The following is a 19,737-nucleotide window of genomic DNA, read 5'->3' as shown; positions in this document are numbered from 1 at the left end:
ATAAATTTACACTTTATTCGGAAGCTATTATGACGCAACCAAGAAAGCAATTGGCTAACGCTATTCGTGCTCTAAGCATGGACGGTGTACAGCAAGCAAACTCCGGTCACCCAGGCGCACCTATGGGCATGGCTGATATCGCTGAAGTACTTTGGCGCTCTCACTTAAACCATAACCCTGCAAACCCTGAATGGGCTGACCGTGACCGTTTCGTACTGTCTAACGGCCACGGTTCAATGTTGATCTACTCTCTGCTTCATCTTGCAGGCTACGAGCTTTCAATCGACGATCTTAAAAACTTCCGTCAACTGCACTCTAAGACGCCAGGTCACCCAGAGTACGGTTACGCTCCGGGTATCGAAACAACAACAGGTCCACTGGGTCAAGGCATCACTAACGCGGTTGGTATGGCGCTTGCTGAGAAATCACTAGCAGCTCAATTCAACAAAGAAGGCCACGACATCGTTGATCACTTCACGTATGCATTCATGGGTGATGGCTGTCTGATGGAAGGTATTTCTCACGAAGCCTGTTCATTAGCCGGTACACTGGGCCTTGGTAAGCTGGTTGCTTTCTGGGATGACAACGGCATCTCTATTGATGGTGAAGTTGAAGGTTGGTTCTCTGACGATACGCCTAAACGCTTTGAAGCGTACGGCTGGCACGTAATTCCTGCAGTAGATGGCCACGATCCTGAAGCAATCAATGCAGCAATTGAGGCGGCGAAAGCAGACCCACGCCCAACTTTGATTTGTACTAAAACGGTCATCGGTTTTGGTTCTCCAAACAAAGCAGGAACGCACGACTGTCACGGTGCACCACTAGGCGCTGACGAAATCGCAGCAACACGTAAACAATTAGGTTGGGAGCACGGTCCTTTTGAAATTCCGTCGGAAATTTACGCAGAATGGAATGCGAAAGAAGCAGGCACAGCTAAGGAAGCTGCGTGGAACGAGAAACTTGCAGCTTATGAAGCAGCATATCCAGAGCTTGCCGCAGAATTTAAACGCCGCGTAAATGGCGACCTTCCTGCTGAGTGGGAAGAAAAAACAAGCAAGATCATTGCTGACCTTCAAGCAAACCCGGCAAACATTGCTTCACGTAAAGCATCACAAAATGCTCTAGAAGCGTTTGGCCAAATGCTTCCTGAGTTTATGGGCGGCTCTGCTGACCTTGCACCATCAAACTTAACAATGTGGTCTGGTTCTAAATCAGTCTCTGCTGACGATGCATCAGGCAACTACATTCACTACGGTGTGCGTGAGTTTGGCATGACGGCAATCATGAACGGTATGGCTCTACACGGTGGTTTCGTACCATACGGCGCTACGTTCCTAATGTTCATGGAATACGCTCGTAATGCAATGCGTATGGCGGCTCTGATGAAGATTCAGAACATCCAAGTTTATACACATGATTCAATCGGCCTTGGTGAAGATGGTCCAACGCACCAACCTGTTGAGCAAGTTGCATCTCTTCGTCTAACGCCAAACATGAGTACATGGCGTCCATGTGACCAAGTTGAATCAGCGGTTGCTTGGAAACTTGCTATCGAACGTAAAGATGGCCCAACGGCGCTTATTTTCTCTCGTCAAAACCTTGCACAACAAGAGCGTACAGAGGCACAAGTTGCTGACATCGCTAAGGGTGGCTACATCCTAAAAGATTGCGCAGGTAAGGCTGAGCTAATTCTTATCGCGACAGGTTCAGAGGTTGAGCTTGCAGTTTCGGCTGCTGCTGAGCTAACAGCTGAAGGTAAAAAGGTACGTGTCGTATCTATGCCAGCAACTGATGCTTTCGACAAGCAAGACGCTGAATACCGTGAATCTGTTCTGCCTTCTGATGTTACAGCTCGTATCGCTATCGAAGCAGGTATTGCTGACTTCTGGTACAAGTATGTTGGCTTCGGTGGCAAGATCATCGGTATGACAACGTTTGGCGAATCTGCACCTGCAGGTGAACTGTTCAAGATGTTCGGTTTCACTACTGAAAACGTAGTAAATACAGCAAAAGAAATTTTAGCTTAAAACCGACGCTGATATTAGAACGACAATCAACAGTGCCTAGCTAACGTTAGACACTCGAGAAATCTAAAAGCCCCTGCATACCTTTTGATAGCGTGCAGGGGCTTTTTTTTTTGCAAAACCTTAAACATAGGAATGGATGGAATTTAATAATAACGGTGGACACTCCTAAGAATCTTTCCTAGGTTTATTAATAAGATAAGTATTTTCATAAGCATCAACTTACCCGTAAAAAGGGGTTAAATGTATCGATTAAGACCCCGAGTGATAAACCTTCTCAATACCTTGATGTTATTCGCATTGATTGGACTTGGAATAGTGCAATGGTTTAGGCACGCACCTCATGCAGAAATTATAGATTCAGCAGTCATGTTTTGCCTTTTCTTAATGTGGGTATCCATTTTCTTCATTAACAAAAACCAACATACTCGGTTTTTAATCTCTACCACTCTTCTACTGGCTATCGTCGCTATATACACCTACAGCAAATTTTTCGTATCCGGTCTAGAGGTCAGTTCAGCATTTTTTATTGGGAGTCTTTACTTATTAACGTTGATAGTTCTTCTCTATTCTTTTGATAGAAAGTTATATTTGATTCATTATATTTCGACTACGTTTTTCGTCATTACGTGGTTTATGACTTTTATTATATTGGTCAGTTACAAAACCTACGGGACGATTGACCAAGAGTTCGTGTTCGCTCTTATGCAGAGCAATACAAGTGAAATGTACGAATATTTAACTGATACTGTCGTCACTGCGCAGTTTTCTTTATTTCTCGTTAGCTTCATTTTTATCATCACCATCTATCTTCGTACTAACTCAAAAAGCCTTTTACCTATCGCCACAACGCCTTTGTTTGCTTTGATGACGTGTCTGTTTTTATTAAATGCCACATTATCGAAAGATCTATTCAAGGGTATTCAAAACGTTTTTGGATACGCCGAAATCTACCGCCAAGAACTATCGAAATTACAGACTATTATCACCAAAAGAGAAGAAAGCCATTCTGGTACTAGCGCAACAACAGATTCAACTGGGAATCTACATGTTCTCGTTATCGGCGAGTCGCTTTCTAAACATCACCTTTCGAGCTACGGCTATCGCAGAGAGACGACACCGTGGATCACATCGTCCAAGCCGATTCAATTCGAACAAGCCTATTCTAGCCACACCCATACGATGGAAACGCTTTCTCTTGCTCTTACGCAAAGTAATCAATATAACCAGTTAAATTACTACGAAAGTGCTTCGCTCATTGACGTACTAAACCAAGCAAACTTCCACACAGCATGGATCAGCAATCAGGTATCGGCAGGGATTTGGGACAACTTGGTTTCTGCTCTCGCCCATGAGAGTGATTATGTACGCTTTATTAATACCAATGTTGGCAAATCAGATAATACACGCAAGTTAGACGACGCATTAGTTAAAGAGCTAGAGCAATACTTGAATACAATCGATGAATCGAATAATCACTTCATCGTATTGCACATGATGGGTAGCCACATCAGCTATTGCGACCGAACCAAGGGAAAGGATATCGCTCTTGAGCCTTTGCCCCATTACACCTATTTAGGAACGAGTAATCTCTGTTATGACCAGAGTGTAGCCTTAGCTGACGCCATGTTAGAAAAGGTTCATAACCTGATTTCGAAATCTCCCTCCTTTTCGACACTCATATTTATACCCGATCACGGAGAAGATGTATTTGCCAACAGAGGTCACGACGCTAAGCGCTTTACGGAACCAATGGTTGAGGTCCCTTTTTTAATATGGACAGGAAGCACATTCAATCAAAAACAACGCACAATATTAGAAGATAACAAAAACAAGGTATTTACCAACGACCTGCTTTTTGACTCAGTATTGGGAATCTTGGACGTTGATACCAGTGTTAAACAAGCAGGTTTTGATATTAGCTCACCAAATTATAATTTGTCCCTTACACAAGCCACCACAATGCATGGAAAAGTTGCCATACCATCATTAGCGACTCAGAAAACTCGTTCTAATCTGACGATAAGTCCATCTCTGATGGCACACAGAGTGAACACTATTGGAATGCTAGATGATGTATATAACGCTGGATTTAAACGTATTGAAGTCGATCTTTGGGTTGATGGAACCACACAAGAGATCAAAGTTGGCCACGACTTAAATACTTTATCGGGGCAATCGTTAGGCAGCTTTTTAGAGTTTGAAAACGAACAATTTGAGGAACTTTGGTTTGATGTAAAAAACCTAACATCACTAAATTTACCTCGCGTGCGCGATCAACTTGAAAGCTTAGACCAAACATACAACCTTAAGTCTCGAACATTACTGGAAACTTCCTCACGTTCGGAAGATCTTCGGCAACTGTCAGAGCTCGGTTGGAAAACTAGTTATTACCTTCCAACTAAAAAACTCACAGACATGATGACGACGGCAAGTAATCAAGAGATTGAGAGCTATACCACTCAACTACTTTTTCAACTAAGTGAACAAAGCATAGCTTCGATGAGTTTTGATTCATCACTCATCCTATTTGTAGATGAGCATTTCACACAGAAGATCATTAACCCCCTTCAACTTGAACTCAATACTTGGACTGAGATACATGTCGATGACAATAACTTAAAGACAAAGCTAGACAATGCAGGTCTCCATCACCCAAAAATAAATAACATCATTGTTATCTATAACTCTCAATTCAGGCTTTAAACCTAAGGCTTAGCACTATCCTCCCTCGTTATTACGTAGGATTAACCACCTGACTTTTCTTCACATCCCACGCAAACAAACCAATCACCATCAATACGAATGGGAGGACGTATATATTCAGATTTTGCCACCCTGCGGTCGACTCTAGCCAGCCGGAAAGAAGTGCAGTCACAGTCACACAACTGAATACGACACACTCATTGAAAGCCTGAGCCTTTGCTTTATTACGCTCTTTATAAGCTTGACTGAACATGCCAGTCGCTGCGATGAACATGAAGTTCCAGCCAACGCCCAAAAGCACTAACGCTGCTCTAAAGTGCCAAATTGATTGTCCGTGGATATTGATTGCGATACACGCGACGAACAACAAGCCGCCCACCAGAATCATTATTCGTGCACCAAACTGTTCTATCAATCGACCAGTAAAAAATGCCGGTAAAAACATACCTAATACATGCCATTCAATGACGCCTGCAGCTCTTGTGAAATCAAAACCGCATCCGATCATCGCCAATGGCGTTGCAGTCATTAAAATATTCATGACTGCATAAGCCACCATAGCTGCAAATACTGCTGCCATAAAGTTGGGCTCTTTAATGATAACGCCAAGTTTCTCTGCTTTTAATGATTTTGAACTTAAGGATACTTTAGGAAATTGTATCGTTTGTAAGATGATTAACGCGATAATATTCAGGACAATTAATGAACCAAACGCACCAATATATAGTCCATCTGGTGACCATTGTTGTGACTGGATAGCCAAATTGGGCCCCAACACAGCAGCTAGGACACCACCCGCCATTGATATAGAAATCGCACGGTGACGAGCGTCGACATTACAAACTTCGATCGCAGCAAACCGATAAAGGGTGCCGAAGCCAATACCAATTCCTAGTAGAAATGTCGCAAAACAAAATAGATAGAAGTTCTGCTGTGTTAATGAATAAGTGGCTAGGCTGGCACCTGTAATTCCAACCACATTACCAATACTAAAACCTCTTTTACGACCTAGCTTCCCTGAGATTAAAGACGCTGGAATTGTTGCTGACATCAGCCCTAGAAACTGAAGAGCTACTGGTAATGTAATCATGCTGGCACTAGGGGCGATCTGTTTTCCTATCAAGCCTATAACCGATATCAACAGGATATTTCCCGTCATTAACAGCGCCTGACAGAGCGACAGTAACCAAACGTTCCTATTCATTTATCGTCCTTAATATGTTCTGGCCTCTAACTAAAACAAAAAACCAACAAAGTGGCAACTAAACAATACTGTAAGGAATATAGAAAATGAGCCTAATAGCCGTTCAAGAAACAAAAATGGCCAAACATAGTGTTTGGCCATTTTCTTTTTAATACTTTCGATTTGTTATTGCTTAAAACGCGTAGATTACGCCACCTTTGAAGTTACTTTGCCCTAGGTTCTTACTGAAGACATATTCGTAGCTTGCTTGGATTCCGAAACCGCCTCTGACATTAAAGGTATTGTGTAATTTCGCTTTGTGTATACCGTGATCAAATGTATCACTATAGCTATAAGCAGGATTAACTGACCATACGCTATTTACTTTAATCGATACACCAGCTTCAGCAACTGCTGCATGATCATATGTTTTATAGTAACCAGCTTGACCGGAGTTATCCACATTCGATGTTCTTCGAGTCGGACGAATCCAATCGACACCACCACTGAGGTAACCTTCAATATTGTCTGCCAACGGTAAGGCAAAGCCTAATTGTAAATCGACACTTTCGAGATCAGTTGAGCCTCTTGTGAGAGCTTCGTAGTTAGCAGCGATAAACAATGGGTTATCAAGTGAATATACGCCGTTCACGTACAAACCAAATAACGATTTAGATATATTTTCGTTATTATATTTGTCACCAAAGTAGTCTTGAAATCCGTTGCTTCCGACTTCGGTGAACTGAAATCCACCGGCAATGCTCGATTGTGTTTTATTGGCAAGTGCGACTTGGCTAAAAGGAACGATTAGACAGAACGCAAGTACGGTAGTGGTTTTCATTTTAATAAGCTCAGAACATAATATTGGGCGCTACTATATCACTTACCGAATCAATATCGAGGAATAACCATTATTCCCCAATGTTTTCAAGTAACGTTAAGGTTTACTAAGCTAATTATTCGACACGACAAATAGCACTTCAACTCTTCGATTACACGCTTTACCCGCAGTAGTTTTATTCGTGCATGCTGGTACGTATTCGCCATAACCTCGTGTGAAAATGGAATCCATTGCTACGTTATTTTTAATAAGCGTTTTTTTAACTTGTTTCGCTCGTCTTAACGATAGTCCATCATTGAAGTTAGGGGTACCTGTGCTGTCAGCGTGGCCGTCGATGACAATATCGATGCCAGGATCGTTTGCCAGATAATCGCCCATCATACCTAACCAGTAAGATGAATCTGGTGATACCTTCGAAGAGCCTGTTTCAAACTTAATGGTGTCTTTGAGTTTTACCATGACATGATTGCCTGGTAATACTTCATAATCAACGCCATGTTTTAATAAAAAGCTCTGCAATGAATCGTAACTAGACGTTCGTTGCTGCCCCATTGGCCCTTCTACACCAGCGGTTGATATCTGAGGTGCTTTCCGCCATTCGGGATAACGTAAATCGACATCACCTTTAGGCGCAACATCTAGCATGTCATCACCCATCAACATCATATCGGACGACAAAGTCCCACACCCTGTTAATACAAGTAAAATTGGTAAAGCGAAATACTTCATAACGGTACCATCTCATCTTTATTTAATATCATCCTGCTTGTTAAAGTATATCGGCCGTTACCGAAAAACTTTAGTTTTCAACCAAAATATTTTCATTTCCTCAACACGATAAAAACTCGGCCTTAAAGAGGCCCGTGTTGTTGAAATATCTCAGAAATAGTAGAAGAAATTCGTTTTCGTCGGCGTTAGATACAGTTAGAATCTTGATACTTAAATAGATTAGGCTCTACGCTATGAAAAAAATATCATCTCTGTTTGTTATCGTTCTTTTATCCATTACCGCATTAGTGGGTTGTTCTGAAAATGCCACACCAGTGGAAGGCAAACAGTTTGAGTACTTACCTGTTGATCTGTCAAGCTACGGTCTTGCGCCTGTTACTGAAGTATTCTCACTAACTTGCGGCCACTGCCGTCAGATGGAAAAAGTTATTCCAGAGCTTGAAAAATCGACTAATCAAAGCATCGCTAAAGTTCACGTGACATTTAACGAGAGTGCTCATATTGCCGCCATGATTTATTACAGCGCACAGCTGCAGCTTAATGCAACGCCTGATCACGTAATGATGGATGAGCTATTTGCAGCCGTTCAACTTGGTGAAGGCTCAACGTTAACAGATCGTAAACTTGCTATTGATAACGCATTTGAGTCTCGCGGACTAGTAAGCCCATACGATCTAGACAAAGAGATGCAACAAAAGCTGTTTGATACTCTCGAATTAGCACAAGAAGTGTCGGTTAAAGGTCAGATCAACTCGGTCCCTACCTTTATTGTCAGTGGTAAGTACCTTATTTTGACTCAAGGTCACAGCGATGTAGAAAGTATTGCAAAAACTATTAATTACTTAATCGAAAACTAGTCTTACCGTTGAGCTCTTATCTTTTTAAGAGCAATCGCTATTTAAAAATGGTTACTTAATAAAAACAACCACTTAATCTCAAACAGGAATATTATGAGTAAATTTATCATTCCAGTCGCTATCGTCGTATTGGCGATCTTCTTCATCTACCGTGCATGGAATAACGGCAAGCTTGCAGAAGTGAATCAAGTCCAAGGTGAAGCATTTTTAGCAGAGAATGCGTCGAAAGAAGGCGTTATCACCACAGACAGTGGCTTACAGTATCAAGTTTTACAAAAAGGAACAGGGGAAGCCCACCCAACATCAACTAGCCGCGTAAAAGTGCACTATCACGGGACGCTCATTGATGGCACCGTCTTTGATAGTTCTGTTGAGCGAAATGAACCAATTGCATTTGGTCTAAATCAAGTCATTAAAGGCTGGACCGAAGGCGTCCAATTGATGGTTGAAGGTGATAAATATCGTCTGTTTGTACCAAGTAACCTAGGTTACGGTAAAGGTGGAACAGGACCGATTCCACCAGCATCGGTTCTCATCTTTGATGTTGAGTTACTAGAAATCCAATAGCGGTTATTCTTTAGCAACTGAAATGAAAAAGAGTCGTACTATCGACTCTTTTTTTGTACCTAACTCTCGTACCCGAGTAAAAAATCTATATCATGCGTTAGCAGTTTAGTGGATAAAATACCAGTTCAGAGCCTTCGACCATTATGCAGTCCATTCCAGCAGCATGCGCCGCTTTCTTACCTAAGTTCGTATCTTCAAACACAACACATTGATTCGGGGCTATACCTATTTGTTCGGCAGCCAGCAAAAATGTATCAGGCTCTGGTTTGTGGTTGGAAACATCCGTTGCTGAGACAACTGTGTCTAGTTTTGATAGTAAGCCCGCTTTATCTAAAAGACGTAACGCACTGGTACGTTGGCTTCCCGTACCGACAGCAAGCTTCTTTTTTCCGTAATGCTGCTCAAGCACCTCGACTGTGCATGAAATCGGTTCGCCTTGCTCTGTGATAGCGGCAAACGCCTGCATTTTAAACGCCGCAATCTCATCCGCATTTAGCTTTAAATCAAACTCACGATTAATCTCTGCGACAATTTTATAACTCGGCATTCCGCCTAAGCTATTTAGCCAGTCTCTGGTAAACGGAAAGTCAAAATGTAACGATGTTTTTTCCCATGCATCTAAATGTGCAGGCATTGTATCAATCAAGGTTCCATCCATATCAAAAATTAGACCTTGATACTTCTTTAAATCAATGTACATTCTCGGTATTCCACTTTTCGTCATTAGACGACGATAAATCGTTAGTAAATAAGTATGCTCAAAATATCAAATAGTGTCACTCTACAATCTTGGGAAATTCAGTTAACGGCTATTCGCGCCCAAGGAGCAGGCGGGCAAAACGTGAACAAAGTTTCTTCCGCCATACATCTTCAGTTTGATATTAAGCGCTCTACCCTACCTGACTTCTATAAAGAGAGACTATTGGCCCTATCCGATAGTCGATTAACAAAGGAAGGTGTCATTATTATTAAAGCTCAATCTTTTAGAACCCAAGAAATGAATAAAGAAGATGCGTTAAACCGCCTGAAAGATCTGATCCTCTCTGCCACAATCGTGCAAAAAACAAGAAGGCCTACTAAGCCGACAAGAAACTCTCAAAAACGGAGAGTCGACGCTAAGAAACGTAAAAGCAATACTAAAGCGTTACGCGGAAAAGTTAATTAGACATCAAAAGGCCTACAGGCCCTGCTCCCCCTGTAATCTTCGATTCATTTCATACTATGAAAGGATTTTCACACCTTCATCACCTATATAAATAAATCCTCTACAATTCAAATAGATAACAAAATGAAAGCCCTTTCAAGAAATACACTGATAACGTGGTCTCAACAATAATACAACACAACGCAATGCCGTCTCAAAAATAAGACCGGAAGCAGTGTCACATTTAGAAATGCTTTACATCACACTTTAGTTTAGCCCCTTAATATAGACTCAGCCTTAATTAGCTAATGGAGAAAAGAATCAATAGTGCTCTAAATCCGTTAATTGCTAGGAAGAATAATTAATAATAGGTATAGAGGCTTACATGAATACAGCAACTGGCACGGATGCCAAGTGTAATACAACAAGTAGCTACTTAAATTCTGCAAAAAGCTTAATGACTTTTGTTTTCATACTGTCAGCTATCGTGAATATTCTATTTCTAGCTATCCCTTTATTTTCAATGCAAGTGTTTGACCGGGTGCTTTCATCTGAAAGTAAAGAAACACTAGCTATGTTGGTTATCGTCGCTCTATTCCTTATCACGATACAAGCCAGTTTAGACTGGGTTCGTGGTCAACTGATGCTCCGCTATGGGTATCGACTGGAGCAGCAAGCTTCTGAATTTGTTTTCAACTTATCCATCATGTCATCTCGCAATGGAAGTTCAATTAACACTCAACACCTTGGCGATCTTAAGCGAGTTAAACAGATCATCACCTCTCCAAGTATCTTTGCTCTTTTTGATGCACCATTTACACCTATTTTCATTTTCGTTATGTACCTCATGCATCCTCAACTCGGTTATTTCGCGATGATTGGTGCCACTGTTCTTCTAGTTATTTCACTATTGAGTATGTTCATAACCAGAAACTTGCAAAACAATGCCAGTGCTAATGCCGTTACATTCAATACACTCACTAACGACTGGCTTAAAAACTCTGAAATGATTCAAGTGCTAGGAATGAATAAAAGCCTTGCGCGTAAATGGCAATTGGAATCGGTAAACCCAACGGTTGACAAAGGCAATGCAGATAATATCTCAAGAGGTATACACGTTTTTGCCAAATACGTGCGAATGCTACTGCAAATTGGTGTGTTATGTATTTCAGTATTATTAGTACTAGAGAATGAAGTTGGCGCGGGTGTTCTAATTGCTGCCTCCATGATAATGGCAAGAGTGTTAGCACCTATTGAACAAGCCATCAGCAATTGGCTGAACTGGCATGACGGTTGGAAATCGCACTGCAGATTACAACAAGCCAAGATTAATCAACCACAAGAGTTAATCACATTACCAAAAATCAAAGGAAGCGTTCAATTTGATGATGTTTCTCTTGGTTATGATAAGGAACAGAAGCCTTTACTGTCAGCCCTCTCTTTCACACTTCCTGCCGGTGAGTCACTTTGCGTTGTTGGTGGAAGTGGCGTTGGAAAATCATCTATCGGTAAAGCAATTTTAGGTCTAATCAACCCGTTAAAGGGGGAAATAAGAATTGATGGAGCAACATCCAACCAGTGGCATCAACGCGATTTTGGCCGACAGATTGGGTATGTATCTCAAAATAGTCAGTTACTCTCAGGCACTATCGCACAAAATATCTGCCGATTTGAAGAAAAAGTAGACCCAAAAGATATTGTGGAAGCGTCAGTACTTGCCGGCATTCATGAAATGATTCTGTCACTACCCAACGGTTACCAAACATTAGTTGGTAGCCTTGGCGTACAGTTATCAGGTGGGCAGCAGCAACGAATCGCCCTAGCACGCGCACTTTATAGTAAACCTGCCCTTCTCATTTTAGATGAACCTGATTCTAATCTTGATCATGCAGGCCAAGCGGCACTTAATGATTTTCTAATTAAAGCCAAAAAATCAAACACGACTCTTATTACTATCTCCCATCGAATGTCGATATTACAACACTCCACACTTTGCATGGTGGTTGGTGATGGCGGTATTCAACAGTTTGGCAATACACAAGAAATTCTAAATTTTTCTAGTGAGAGAAACAGTACTCGTGGGGAGATCGCATAATGAAAATTGAGCATACTCACAACACAAGTTCATTTAACTTGTCACTCTCACCCTACTTTATTACTGGATGGATGATTTTGCTATTTGGCTGTTTTGGTGTTGGGTTATGGGCCTATTCAGCTCAACTTAGTTCTGCATCTTTAGCACCGGGTAAATTGGTTACAGAGCTTAAGAACCAAGAAGTGAAACATCAAAAAGGAGGAGTGGTTGAACGCCTACTGGCTAAAGAGGGACAACGAGTAGAAGAAGGAGACTTACTGCTTTTACTCTCAGATCCTGAACTTCATAGTCAGCTTTCACAGCTGAACCAAAAGTTATTCATTGTTCAATCACGCCTGTCTCGTGTGCAGGCCGAACTGTCTGGGCAACAGATCAAATGGACTTCAAATTTACACCCTCTAACTCCAATTCAAACTCAAATTCGAGACGATCAAGTTACACTCCTGGAACAAAATAGACGACTCCACAAAGAGCGACTCTCTTCGCTTCAACAAAGAATTGCTCAAACTCAGAGTGATAAAGAGAGTTACCACGCATGGCACATAAGTGATGAGCAGTCTCTCGTTCTGCTTGATGAAGAGTTAGAAGCCAACGCCGCCTTATTAAAAAAAGGATACGTATCTAAAGTTGCGTTTCTTGAGCTAAAACGCGAGTACACAAGTCTTGGTGCAAAGATTGCGGAACATAAAACGCGCATAGTGCGCAGTAGCAGCAAAATCTCTGAACTTGAATCTGAAAAAGATGCATTAGAAATCACTTTCAAACGTACCGCGCAAGAACAGAAACAAGAACTCATGGCTCAAGCTCAGGCTGTAAACGAGCAGCTTGAAGCGTCCAGTACTTTAAACAATCGAATAGAAGTTCGCGCCCCTGTATCGGGTGATGTCATCAATCTGTCTATCCATACGCAAGGCGGCGTTATCGCCCCTGCAAGTACCATTTTGGAGATTGTCCCTAAAGACAGCCGCGTGATTGCGAGCGTAAATATTCAACCCAAAGATATTGAATCGGTGTATGAGGGGTTGTCTGCCAATATCAGACTCACTTCATACAGTTTTCGACAAGTCCCAGCGGTATCAGGTGAGCTTATACACCTCTCTGCGGACAGCATCGTTGATGAGCGGCTAGGTGGTCATTTCTATCAAGGAAAGATAGCACTCGATGCAAGTGAGCTTCTCGATCTTGGCTTAGATCTTAAACCGGGAATGCCGGTAGAAGCACAAATTGTACTAGAGGAACGTACTGTTCTCGATTATCTACTCTCTCCGCTAATACAAAGCATGGAGAAAGGGATGAGAGAGATTTAACAACGTCATTTAAGGAAAGGTTATGACTATTAACAAAATTGTAGATGTATCGATTGGCGATGGTATGAAGACTGTTGGAGACAATGGTGGCGCTGATCATATTCGAGGTGGACAGGGAGACGATATCATAAAGGGTCAACGTGGTGATGATATCCTAGAAGGTAATCGCGGTGACGATACGATTAATGGAGGAAGAGGTGATGACCTTTTATTTGGTGGCGTTGGTGACGATACACTAACTGGCGGAAATGGCGCTGATACCTTCTCAATGCGCGTTACTAATGGCGGCAATAATACTATTACTGATTTTAAGCTTGGTGAAGATACTTTAGAGCTTGTCTTTAATCGCAAACATTTCGTCCTAGAAAATGATCTTGTTGAATCTAATCTTTCTACTCGATTTGAAGGCGATAAACTGGCGAATAAAATTGAGGCTAGAGAAAATAAAATAGAAACAAAGCTGAATGAACAAGTTTCGAGCGCACTCGAAAACGCCGGTGAAGATTATGACGGAGTCAAAGATGCCGACAGTTTTGTTCAACGTGCTGTTGAAAATGTATCTATCACCCGTAGTGAAGAAGAAGGAGAAGATCTAGTCCTAACCTTCTTCGTGGGAGATGAGATAGGGACAAGTATTACTCTTAATGGCCTAGCAAATGATCCTAGTATTTCCCAACTACTTACTTCAATGGATGGCAATCCCGATACTGTCGCTATTATGGCCAAGCTTACTAAGCCAGATACCATTATTGGCAGCAGCAACAACGATCAGTCCCTTAAAGGCACTGATTCAGATGACAAAATCAATGCCCTAGCTGGTAACGATACGATTATCGGTAGTCAAGGCAATGATCGCATTGATGGTGGCGATGGTTCAGATACTGTTGACTATTCAGCAAGTGAAGGTCTTAGAGTCACTGCATTGAATCAATGGAGTGAGCGAGGAAAAGAATACGAGGCTAATTCCGATAATCCTATTTATATTGTTCAAGAGGGCGGCCCAAAACTCAACTATTTCGAAGTCAATGCGGAAGACTGTGCTGGTCCAGATAGCTTGCTTAAACATGGCAAAGAAGGTCTTAATATTGACGTCCTAGAGAATGTTGAAAAACTCGTTGGCTCAGACTTTGCCGATACATTTTTGCTTCGAGATTCAAACGATGTAGTAGACGGTGGTGGCGGTAACGATTGGATACAACTTGGTGGTGGCGACGATCAAGCTTCTGGCGGAGCCGGAAACGACAAAATTTTTGGAGGTAAGGGCGATGACCAATTCAAAGGCTACGGCGATCAATCACTTGGTAACGATACACTCGATGGTGGTGAAGGATTCGATACAGCCAATTACTGGTATCAAAAAGGCCATATCAATGCCTCAGTTGACGCTAATGGAAACATCGCTGTTGAACAAGTAAGCAGCTCTAAATCGCACAGTGATGAAGAAAATGCTGACTTCACTGATACCCTCATCAATGTTGAAGCCATTGTCGGAACTCGTGGTGAAGATCACTATGACATGAGTAACCTTGATAATGGAGTTGGCATAACTATTACCGATAACTCTGAGCAGGCAAGCGACGATTTTGCAATAGGCAGTAAATATGACGATAACATCAACTTAGGTCACGGAAACGATGTCATCTATGGCGGTAAAGGTAATGACACACTGAAAGTCACCCTAGGCAACAACCAAATATTTGGTGAAGAAGGCAATGACCATATCAATGGTGGTAACCACAGCGACTACCTAAATGGTGGTGATGGCAACGACTACATCGTTGGTGGTAATTATTATGGTGACGGAACCGAAGAGCGCGATGATACTCTAATAGGGGGAGCCGGCGAGGATACCTTACGAGGTGGCGGCGGTAACGACTATTTTGAAACCGATGGTAGAAGATCTGTGGAGGATGACTTTGTCGATGGTGGCAGTGGCTACGACATACTCTCTTATAACGACCACTTAGTGAATGGTTTGGGCACAGACGCTGCATTAAATATGTCAGTCACTGGTCAAGGCGGCAACCAATCTATCCAGGTAGCTGCCATGGACAATTCCGGTGAAGCAAGTGTCACCTTGTCTACTGATACGGTTAAAAATGTCGAAGAAATCCGAGGAACTCGCGGGGATGATATAGGTGACTTTAGCGGCCTTGATTACGGCATTACCTACAAAGATAAATCGACTGATGCTGGCGACGAAGTCATGATAGGTTCCGATCATAACGATTACTTTAATGTAATGCTGGGTAACGATACTGTTCATGGTGGTAAAGGTGATGATGTCATTAAATCATCTGGAGGCAACAATGAACTTTATGGTGGCGAAGGTAATGACACAATAAATGGTGGTAATCACGAAGACATTCTTGATGGTGGCGAAGGCGACGACTACATCGTGGCGGGAAACTATTACGCTAGCCATGACAGCGACACCACTGACGTTCATGACACATTAATTGGTGGCAATGGTAACGATACATTGCGTGGCAGTAATGGTAATGACTTATTACAAGGTGGGAATGGCGAAGACAAAATCTATGCTGGTGGTGGCAATGATGAAATACAAGCAGATCAATACTCGGCTGCCCACAAAGCCCTTTACCTAGAAAACGACACTATTGATGGTGGAGATGGTGTCGATAGCCTCTGGTATAACGACACCTATAAAAATGCCGACCATCTAAACATTCAAACAAAGAATGCGACAACCTTTACCGTTGAAGGCGTAAAAGGTGAGCAAGTCACCTCAACAGATACCGTTTCAAATGTAGAAATACTATTTGGTACTCGTGGCGATGACATTATTGACTTTAGTGGCCTTGGTCATGGTATGACGTACATTGATAAAAATCATTCATCAACTCCAGAAGGAGAAATTAACGATAAGGTTACTGGCTCTGACTATGACGATGTAATTAGTGTGAGTGTCGGTAATGATTTAATCATTGGTAGTAGCGGTAGCGACATCATAACTGGCGGAGATGGTAATGACACGGTAATTTATGATATTGATGTAAAAGTTAGTATTGCCAATGTTTATCAACAATTTACAGTAACAAAAAATGATGAAAGTTCTGACCTTTTACAAGGAATTGAAACGATAATAATTGATGGTGAGGGTGAATATAGCCTTTACAATGACAACGACACTAGCTTTTATGTATTCGAGGCATACTCAGATCAACCCGTTTAGAAGTGCCTAGTACTGCACTCAAATAAACCATAAACTCCTAATATTAGATAACTCTAGTATTAGGAGTTTTTTAGCACAAATAACCTTCGAAGTTACAACCACCTAATATCCCTTAAGCTCCCTTAAAACCTTAGATTGATCAATCCCTCATTCACAACTAAGTTTATTAAAACTATTACAACAATTGTTAATAGGCATTTAGATGAATATAAAACAAAAACTCTACTCTCTCGGCGGTGTAGCAATCCTCGGTGTTATCACTCTGCTGGGTATTACCACCCACTTTGCTACGACCACCCTTGAACTAAGTAACGCGAGCATGTTGGTTTCTCAGTTGGAAACCCGGTTACTCCACTTACGTCGGAATGAAAAAGACTTCCTACTTCGAAAAGATATGAAATATATGGGCAAGTTTGACGGAAATATGAAGGTCTTTCTCGAAAAAGAAGCCCTGCTTTCCGACATTCTCGTTTCTCACTCTTTTGCCTCCACTGACCAGCTTCGCGTCGATATATTGAAATACCAAAAAGGCTTTCAAAACTTAGTTCAAGCTTTTGGCCAGTATGGTTTAAAAGAAACAGAACAACTTCTTGGCCGTTACAATGACAGTTTAGAGAAGTTGGAACATAACCTCGGTAGTGATGATTTAGTTAAGATTTTTGAATTTGATAAAAAGCTTCGTCATGGTGAGTGGGATGAATCGCTACTTAGCACGATTAATGACTCAAATTTCCTTACCAATGCTAAAGCACTATTAGCTCAAGAACTAGTCATCGGTATTGCTTACAACAAGGGTTTACTCGGTGAAACGCGAGGGCTTTCTCATGCCGTTGAAGAACAGTTCAAACAGTTTTCTTCGACTCTAGAAACAGAAGTAGCCGAACTCCAAGATCAACTATTTCTTGTCAAACAGAGTGTTACATTCGCAGTTATACTTTTCATTGCTGGCTTTATTTATCAAATTGCTCGTTCTATTAATCTACAGGTATCGCAACTTCTTGTCGTTATTCAAGAGATCTCGCGTTCTAACAATGTCTCTATGCGGGCAAATATGACGGGCAATAACGAATTAGTTTCTATAGGAACCTACTTTAATCGTCTGCTTGATAAATTCGAAGCCCTTATATCTGGCACCCAAAGTAAAGCAGGCCAGCTCTCTCAAACAACCAATAACATGCACAATGAGCTACAGAATGTAATTACCCAGTTCCACACCCAAGCCGACCACACAACAACAATGGCTACCGCGGTTCAAGAAATGGTGGCAACGATAAATGAAATTTCAGAAAGTACAGCAGTTGCCGTTGAAGGTGTACAGCAAGCCTCCGTCAACGCGAAACATGGGCGTGAAGTGGTAAGCTCAACCGTCGATAACATTGGGTCTCTTTCCAACATACTTGGTGAAAGCCAAACTTCAATATCTTCCCTTAATGAACACGTAGAAAAAATCGGCGGGGCTGTTCATATCATTCAAGGCATTGCAGAGCAGACTAACTTGCTCGCGCTCAATGCAGCCATTGAGGCCGCCCGTGCAGGGGAACAAGGGCGAGGCTTTGCTGTCGTTGCTGATGAGGTTCGAGCATTAGCTAGCCGTACACACCAATCAACCGAAGAGATAACCAAAGTGGTTGATGCGATTCAAAAACAGATGTCGACCGTTGTTGTCAATATTGATCAATGTAATGAGCAAGGGGAACAAACCCTAACAGCGTCTCAAACGCTCGACGAGAGTCTAAGCCAGATACTCACGGATATGGATAACATTCAATCTAATTCTGAACGCATTGCATCCGCTATTGAAGAGCAAGGAATTGTAATGAATCAAGTGAGTGAATCCATTACTGAGTTAAACACTATTTCAGACAGCAATATGCAGTCGGCAAAACAGTGTTTATCAGAAGTTGATGTGGTCTCTAGCCAAGCGCAAGATATGGACATGGCTGTGGCAGAATTTAGAACTGAGAAAAAAGCGTAGGATTAATTATCGCTGAATAAATACGAACAAGCGGAGCCTCTCTATTGGCTCCGTTTTTATTTGATTATTAAAGCACATGGTCGAATATTTAATCTATCGACAATAAAAAGTGAGAGCCCAATTTGAAGTGGTTTGTTTGGCTATTTACCTTAACGCCTATAGTAATGTGGGCCATTTTTTATCACTCTCAACCACGCTGGTGGTTGGAAAATATTTTCTCTTACCCTGCATTGTTTGTTTTCTATTACTTTGTTCTATCGATAGTTGGCATGATTTGGGGCGATAAGTTGAGCGTTGTTAGTTGTGTCGGTCTAATCATTTGGTTTTATACCTTAACACCACAACATTCTAGCCAAACACCCTATTGTGCCGATGACAGCAAAATTAATGTCGTTCAATTTAACCTGTTTTATAGCAATCCCGATGTGAATGCCTTTATTAATGAAATAATACGTAATCCTGCCGATCTCGTCGTGTTGCAGGAAGTCTCTCCTGAGCAAGGTGAGCGCTTTTACATGCTCGATGACATTTATCCGTATCGATACGGTGGTCAAGAAGGTGTGGGCTACCCTTCTAGTCAGTTGATATTAAGCCGACAACGTTTAAGTGGTTTCTCAATATTCCATACACCTGATAGCCAAAATATCATTAGTGGCGAATGGCAAGTAACACCAGAGCAATCTATTCACCTTATTACCGCTCACCCACCATCGCCTCGAAATAAAGCGCTATGGTATCGTCGAGACGCATTAATCAAAACGATTGAATCCATTGTTGATCAATACCCTTACCCAGAGACACTAATTGTTGGCGACTTTAACCTCTCGTCACAAAGCCATTTATTCACGACAATATTTCAAGAGTTTGAAACGTTACCGCTCGCTTCCTGGCCTAATTGGAATCCCTACTTTGCCACGCCCGCATTTTCTATGATCGCAATCGATCACGCATGGTTGAAGTCCGATACCAAGCGTTGGGCAATATGCGCTAGAAAAACAATGCCCTCACTAAATGGCTCTGATCACTTAATGATACGCACCACCATTGGAGTACAAAAAAGCCAACCACATTAGTATGCAGTTGGCCTCAAATCATCAACGTATTATTTTAGAT

General features: G+C 41.8%; 14 protein-coding genes. 10 read left to right on the top strand and 4 right to left on the bottom strand.

Features of this window, described 5'->3' with window-relative positions; genetic code table 11:
• The first annotated feature begins 29 nt into the window (after nucleotides 1-29).
• Complete coding sequence (gene tkt / locus L4D20_RS03295) at nucleotides 30-2,027, top strand: transketolase (protein ID WP_428800122.1); 1,998 nt, start codon at nucleotides 30-32, stop codon at nucleotides 2,025-2,027.
• A 633-nt stretch (nucleotides 2,028-2,660) separates the two neighbouring features.
• The gene (locus L4D20_RS03290) at nucleotides 2,661-4,730 is read left to right on the top strand and encodes a phosphoethanolamine transferase (protein ID WP_428800121.1); all 2,070 of its coding nucleotides are present in this window, start codon (nucleotides 2,661-2,663) and stop codon (nucleotides 4,728-4,730) included.
• Between the two features lie 31 nt (nucleotides 4,731-4,761).
• Here the strand turns inward: L4D20_RS03290 and L4D20_RS03285 are convergent, their stop codons facing one another.
• The 3 genes from L4D20_RS03285 to L4D20_RS03275 form a co-directional block, all read right to left on the bottom strand.
• Nucleotides 4,762-5,934 (bottom strand): MFS transporter, encoded by a 1,173-nt coding sequence (locus tag L4D20_RS03285; protein WP_428800120.1) that lies wholly within the window; start codon nucleotides 5,932-5,934, stop codon nucleotides 4,762-4,764.
• A gap of 172 nt (nucleotides 5,935-6,106) precedes the next feature.
• Entirely contained in the window at nucleotides 6,107-6,754 is a 648-nt protein-coding gene (locus L4D20_RS03280; protein ID WP_428800119.1) for a hypothetical protein, read from the bottom strand.
• Nucleotides 6,755-6,865: 111 nt separating this feature from the next.
• Nucleotides 6,866-7,483 (bottom strand): OmpA family protein, encoded by a 618-nt coding sequence (locus L4D20_RS03275; protein ID WP_428800118.1) that lies wholly within the window; start codon nucleotides 7,481-7,483, stop codon nucleotides 6,866-6,868.
• 233 nt (nucleotides 7,484-7,716) lie between these two features.
• On the opposite strand from L4D20_RS03275, the gene L4D20_RS03270 reads away from it, so the two are divergent.
• Together L4D20_RS03270 and bamJ are read left to right on the top strand one after the other, a co-directional pair.
• A complete protein-coding gene (locus tag L4D20_RS03270) occupies nucleotides 7,717-8,340 on the top strand; it encodes a thioredoxin domain-containing protein (RefSeq protein ID WP_428800117.1) in 624 nt (207 codons plus the stop codon).
• 93 nt (nucleotides 8,341-8,433) lie between these two features.
• Nucleotides 8,434-8,907 carry a BamJ family beta-barrel-assembly machinery protein gene (gene bamJ / locus L4D20_RS03265; protein ID WP_428800116.1) on the top strand — a complete coding sequence of 158 codons (474 nt, stop codon included), beginning with the start codon at nucleotides 8,434-8,436 and terminating at the stop codon, nucleotides 8,905-8,907.
• A gap of 97 nt (nucleotides 8,908-9,004) precedes the next feature.
• Here the strand turns inward: bamJ and L4D20_RS03260 are convergent, their stop codons facing one another.
• Nucleotides 9,005-9,607 carry a beta-phosphoglucomutase family hydrolase gene (locus L4D20_RS03260; RefSeq protein ID WP_428800115.1) on the bottom strand — a complete coding sequence of 201 codons (603 nt, stop codon included), beginning with the start codon at nucleotides 9,605-9,607 and terminating at the stop codon, nucleotides 9,005-9,007.
• A gap of 54 nt (nucleotides 9,608-9,661) precedes the next feature.
• On the opposite strand from L4D20_RS03260, the gene arfB reads away from it, so the two are divergent.
• The 6 genes from arfB (at nucleotide 9,662) to L4D20_RS03230 (ending at nucleotide 19,697) form a co-directional block, all read left to right on the top strand.
• Entirely contained in the window at nucleotides 9,662-10,072 is a 411-nt protein-coding gene (gene arfB / locus L4D20_RS03255; protein ID WP_428800114.1) for an alternative ribosome rescue aminoacyl-tRNA hydrolase ArfB, read from the top strand.
• Between the two features lie 364 nt (nucleotides 10,073-10,436).
• Nucleotides 10,437-12,146, top strand: a complete 1,710-nt coding sequence (locus tag L4D20_RS03250) for a type I secretion system permease/ATPase (protein WP_428800113.1) — start codon at nucleotides 10,437-10,439, stop codon at nucleotides 12,144-12,146.
• Complete coding sequence (locus L4D20_RS03245) at nucleotides 12,146-13,453, top strand: HlyD family type I secretion periplasmic adaptor subunit (protein WP_428800112.1); 1,308 nt, start codon at nucleotides 12,146-12,148, stop codon at nucleotides 13,451-13,453. Before L4D20_RS03250 ends, L4D20_RS03245 begins: the two co-directional genes overlap by 1 nt.
• Before the next feature lie 22 nt (nucleotides 13,454-13,475).
• Nucleotides 13,476-16,649, top strand: a complete 3,174-nt coding sequence (locus L4D20_RS03240; RefSeq protein ID WP_428800111.1) for a calcium-binding protein — start codon at nucleotides 13,476-13,478, stop codon at nucleotides 16,647-16,649.
• A 202-nt stretch (nucleotides 16,650-16,851) separates the two neighbouring features.
• Nucleotides 16,852-18,624, top strand: a complete 1,773-nt coding sequence (locus L4D20_RS03235; protein ID WP_428800110.1) for a methyl-accepting chemotaxis protein — start codon at nucleotides 16,852-16,854, stop codon at nucleotides 18,622-18,624.
• Nucleotides 18,625-18,746: 122 nt separating this feature from the next.
• Nucleotides 18,747-19,697, top strand: a complete 951-nt coding sequence (locus L4D20_RS03230; RefSeq protein WP_428800109.1) for an endonuclease/exonuclease/phosphatase family protein — start codon at nucleotides 18,747-18,749, stop codon at nucleotides 19,695-19,697.
• The last annotated feature ends 40 nt before the right edge of the window (nucleotides 19,698-19,737 follow it).

The sequence above is a fragment of the Vibrio kyushuensis genome (genome assembly GCF_050337325.1).
GTDB classification, from domain to species: Bacteria; Pseudomonadota; Gammaproteobacteria; order Enterobacterales; family Vibrionaceae; genus Vibrio; species Vibrio kyushuensis.
Note: the sequence above shows the minus strand (reverse complement) of the source record. Positions and strands in the feature narration are given on the sequence as shown.

Bases quoted from the DNA above. Each gene is read 5' to 3' on its own strand.
- L4D20_RS03270 (WP_428800117.1), top strand. From the start codon at position 7,717: ATGAAAAAAATATCATCTCTGTTTGTTATCGTTCTTTTATCCATTACC.
- tkt (WP_428800122.1), top strand. From the start codon at position 30: ATGACGCAACCAAGAAAGCAATTGGCTAACGCTATTCGTGCTCTAAGC.
- L4D20_RS03245 (WP_428800112.1), top strand. From the start codon at position 12,146: ATGAAAATTGAGCATACTCACAACACAAGTTCATTTAACTTGTCACTC.
- L4D20_RS03275 (WP_428800118.1), bottom strand. From the start codon at position 7,483: ATGAAGTATTTCGCTTTACCAATTTTACTTGTATTAACAGGGTGTGGG.
- L4D20_RS03240 (WP_428800111.1), top strand. From the start codon at position 13,476: ATGACTATTAACAAAATTGTAGATGTATCGATTGGCGATGGTATGAAG.
- L4D20_RS03290 (WP_428800121.1), top strand. From the start codon at position 2,661: ATGACTTTTATTATATTGGTCAGTTACAAAACCTACGGGACGATTGAC.
- L4D20_RS03285 (WP_428800120.1), bottom strand. From the start codon at position 5,934: ATGAATAGGAACGTTTGGTTACTGTCGCTCTGTCAGGCGCTGTTAATG.
- L4D20_RS03280 (WP_428800119.1), bottom strand. From the start codon at position 6,754: ATGAAAACCACTACCGTACTTGCGTTCTGTCTAATCGTTCCTTTTAGC.
- L4D20_RS03250 (WP_428800113.1), top strand. From the start codon at position 10,437: ATGAATACAGCAACTGGCACGGATGCCAAGTGTAATACAACAAGTAGC.
- bamJ (WP_428800116.1), top strand. From the start codon at position 8,434: ATGAGTAAATTTATCATTCCAGTCGCTATCGTCGTATTGGCGATCTTC.
- L4D20_RS03260 (WP_428800115.1), bottom strand. From the start codon at position 9,607: ATGTACATTGATTTAAAGAAGTATCAAGGTCTAATTTTTGATATGGAT.
- arfB (WP_428800114.1), top strand. From the start codon at position 9,662: ATGCTCAAAATATCAAATAGTGTCACTCTACAATCTTGGGAAATTCAG.
- L4D20_RS03235 (WP_428800110.1), top strand. From the start codon at position 16,852: ATGAATATAAAACAAAAACTCTACTCTCTCGGCGGTGTAGCAATCCTC.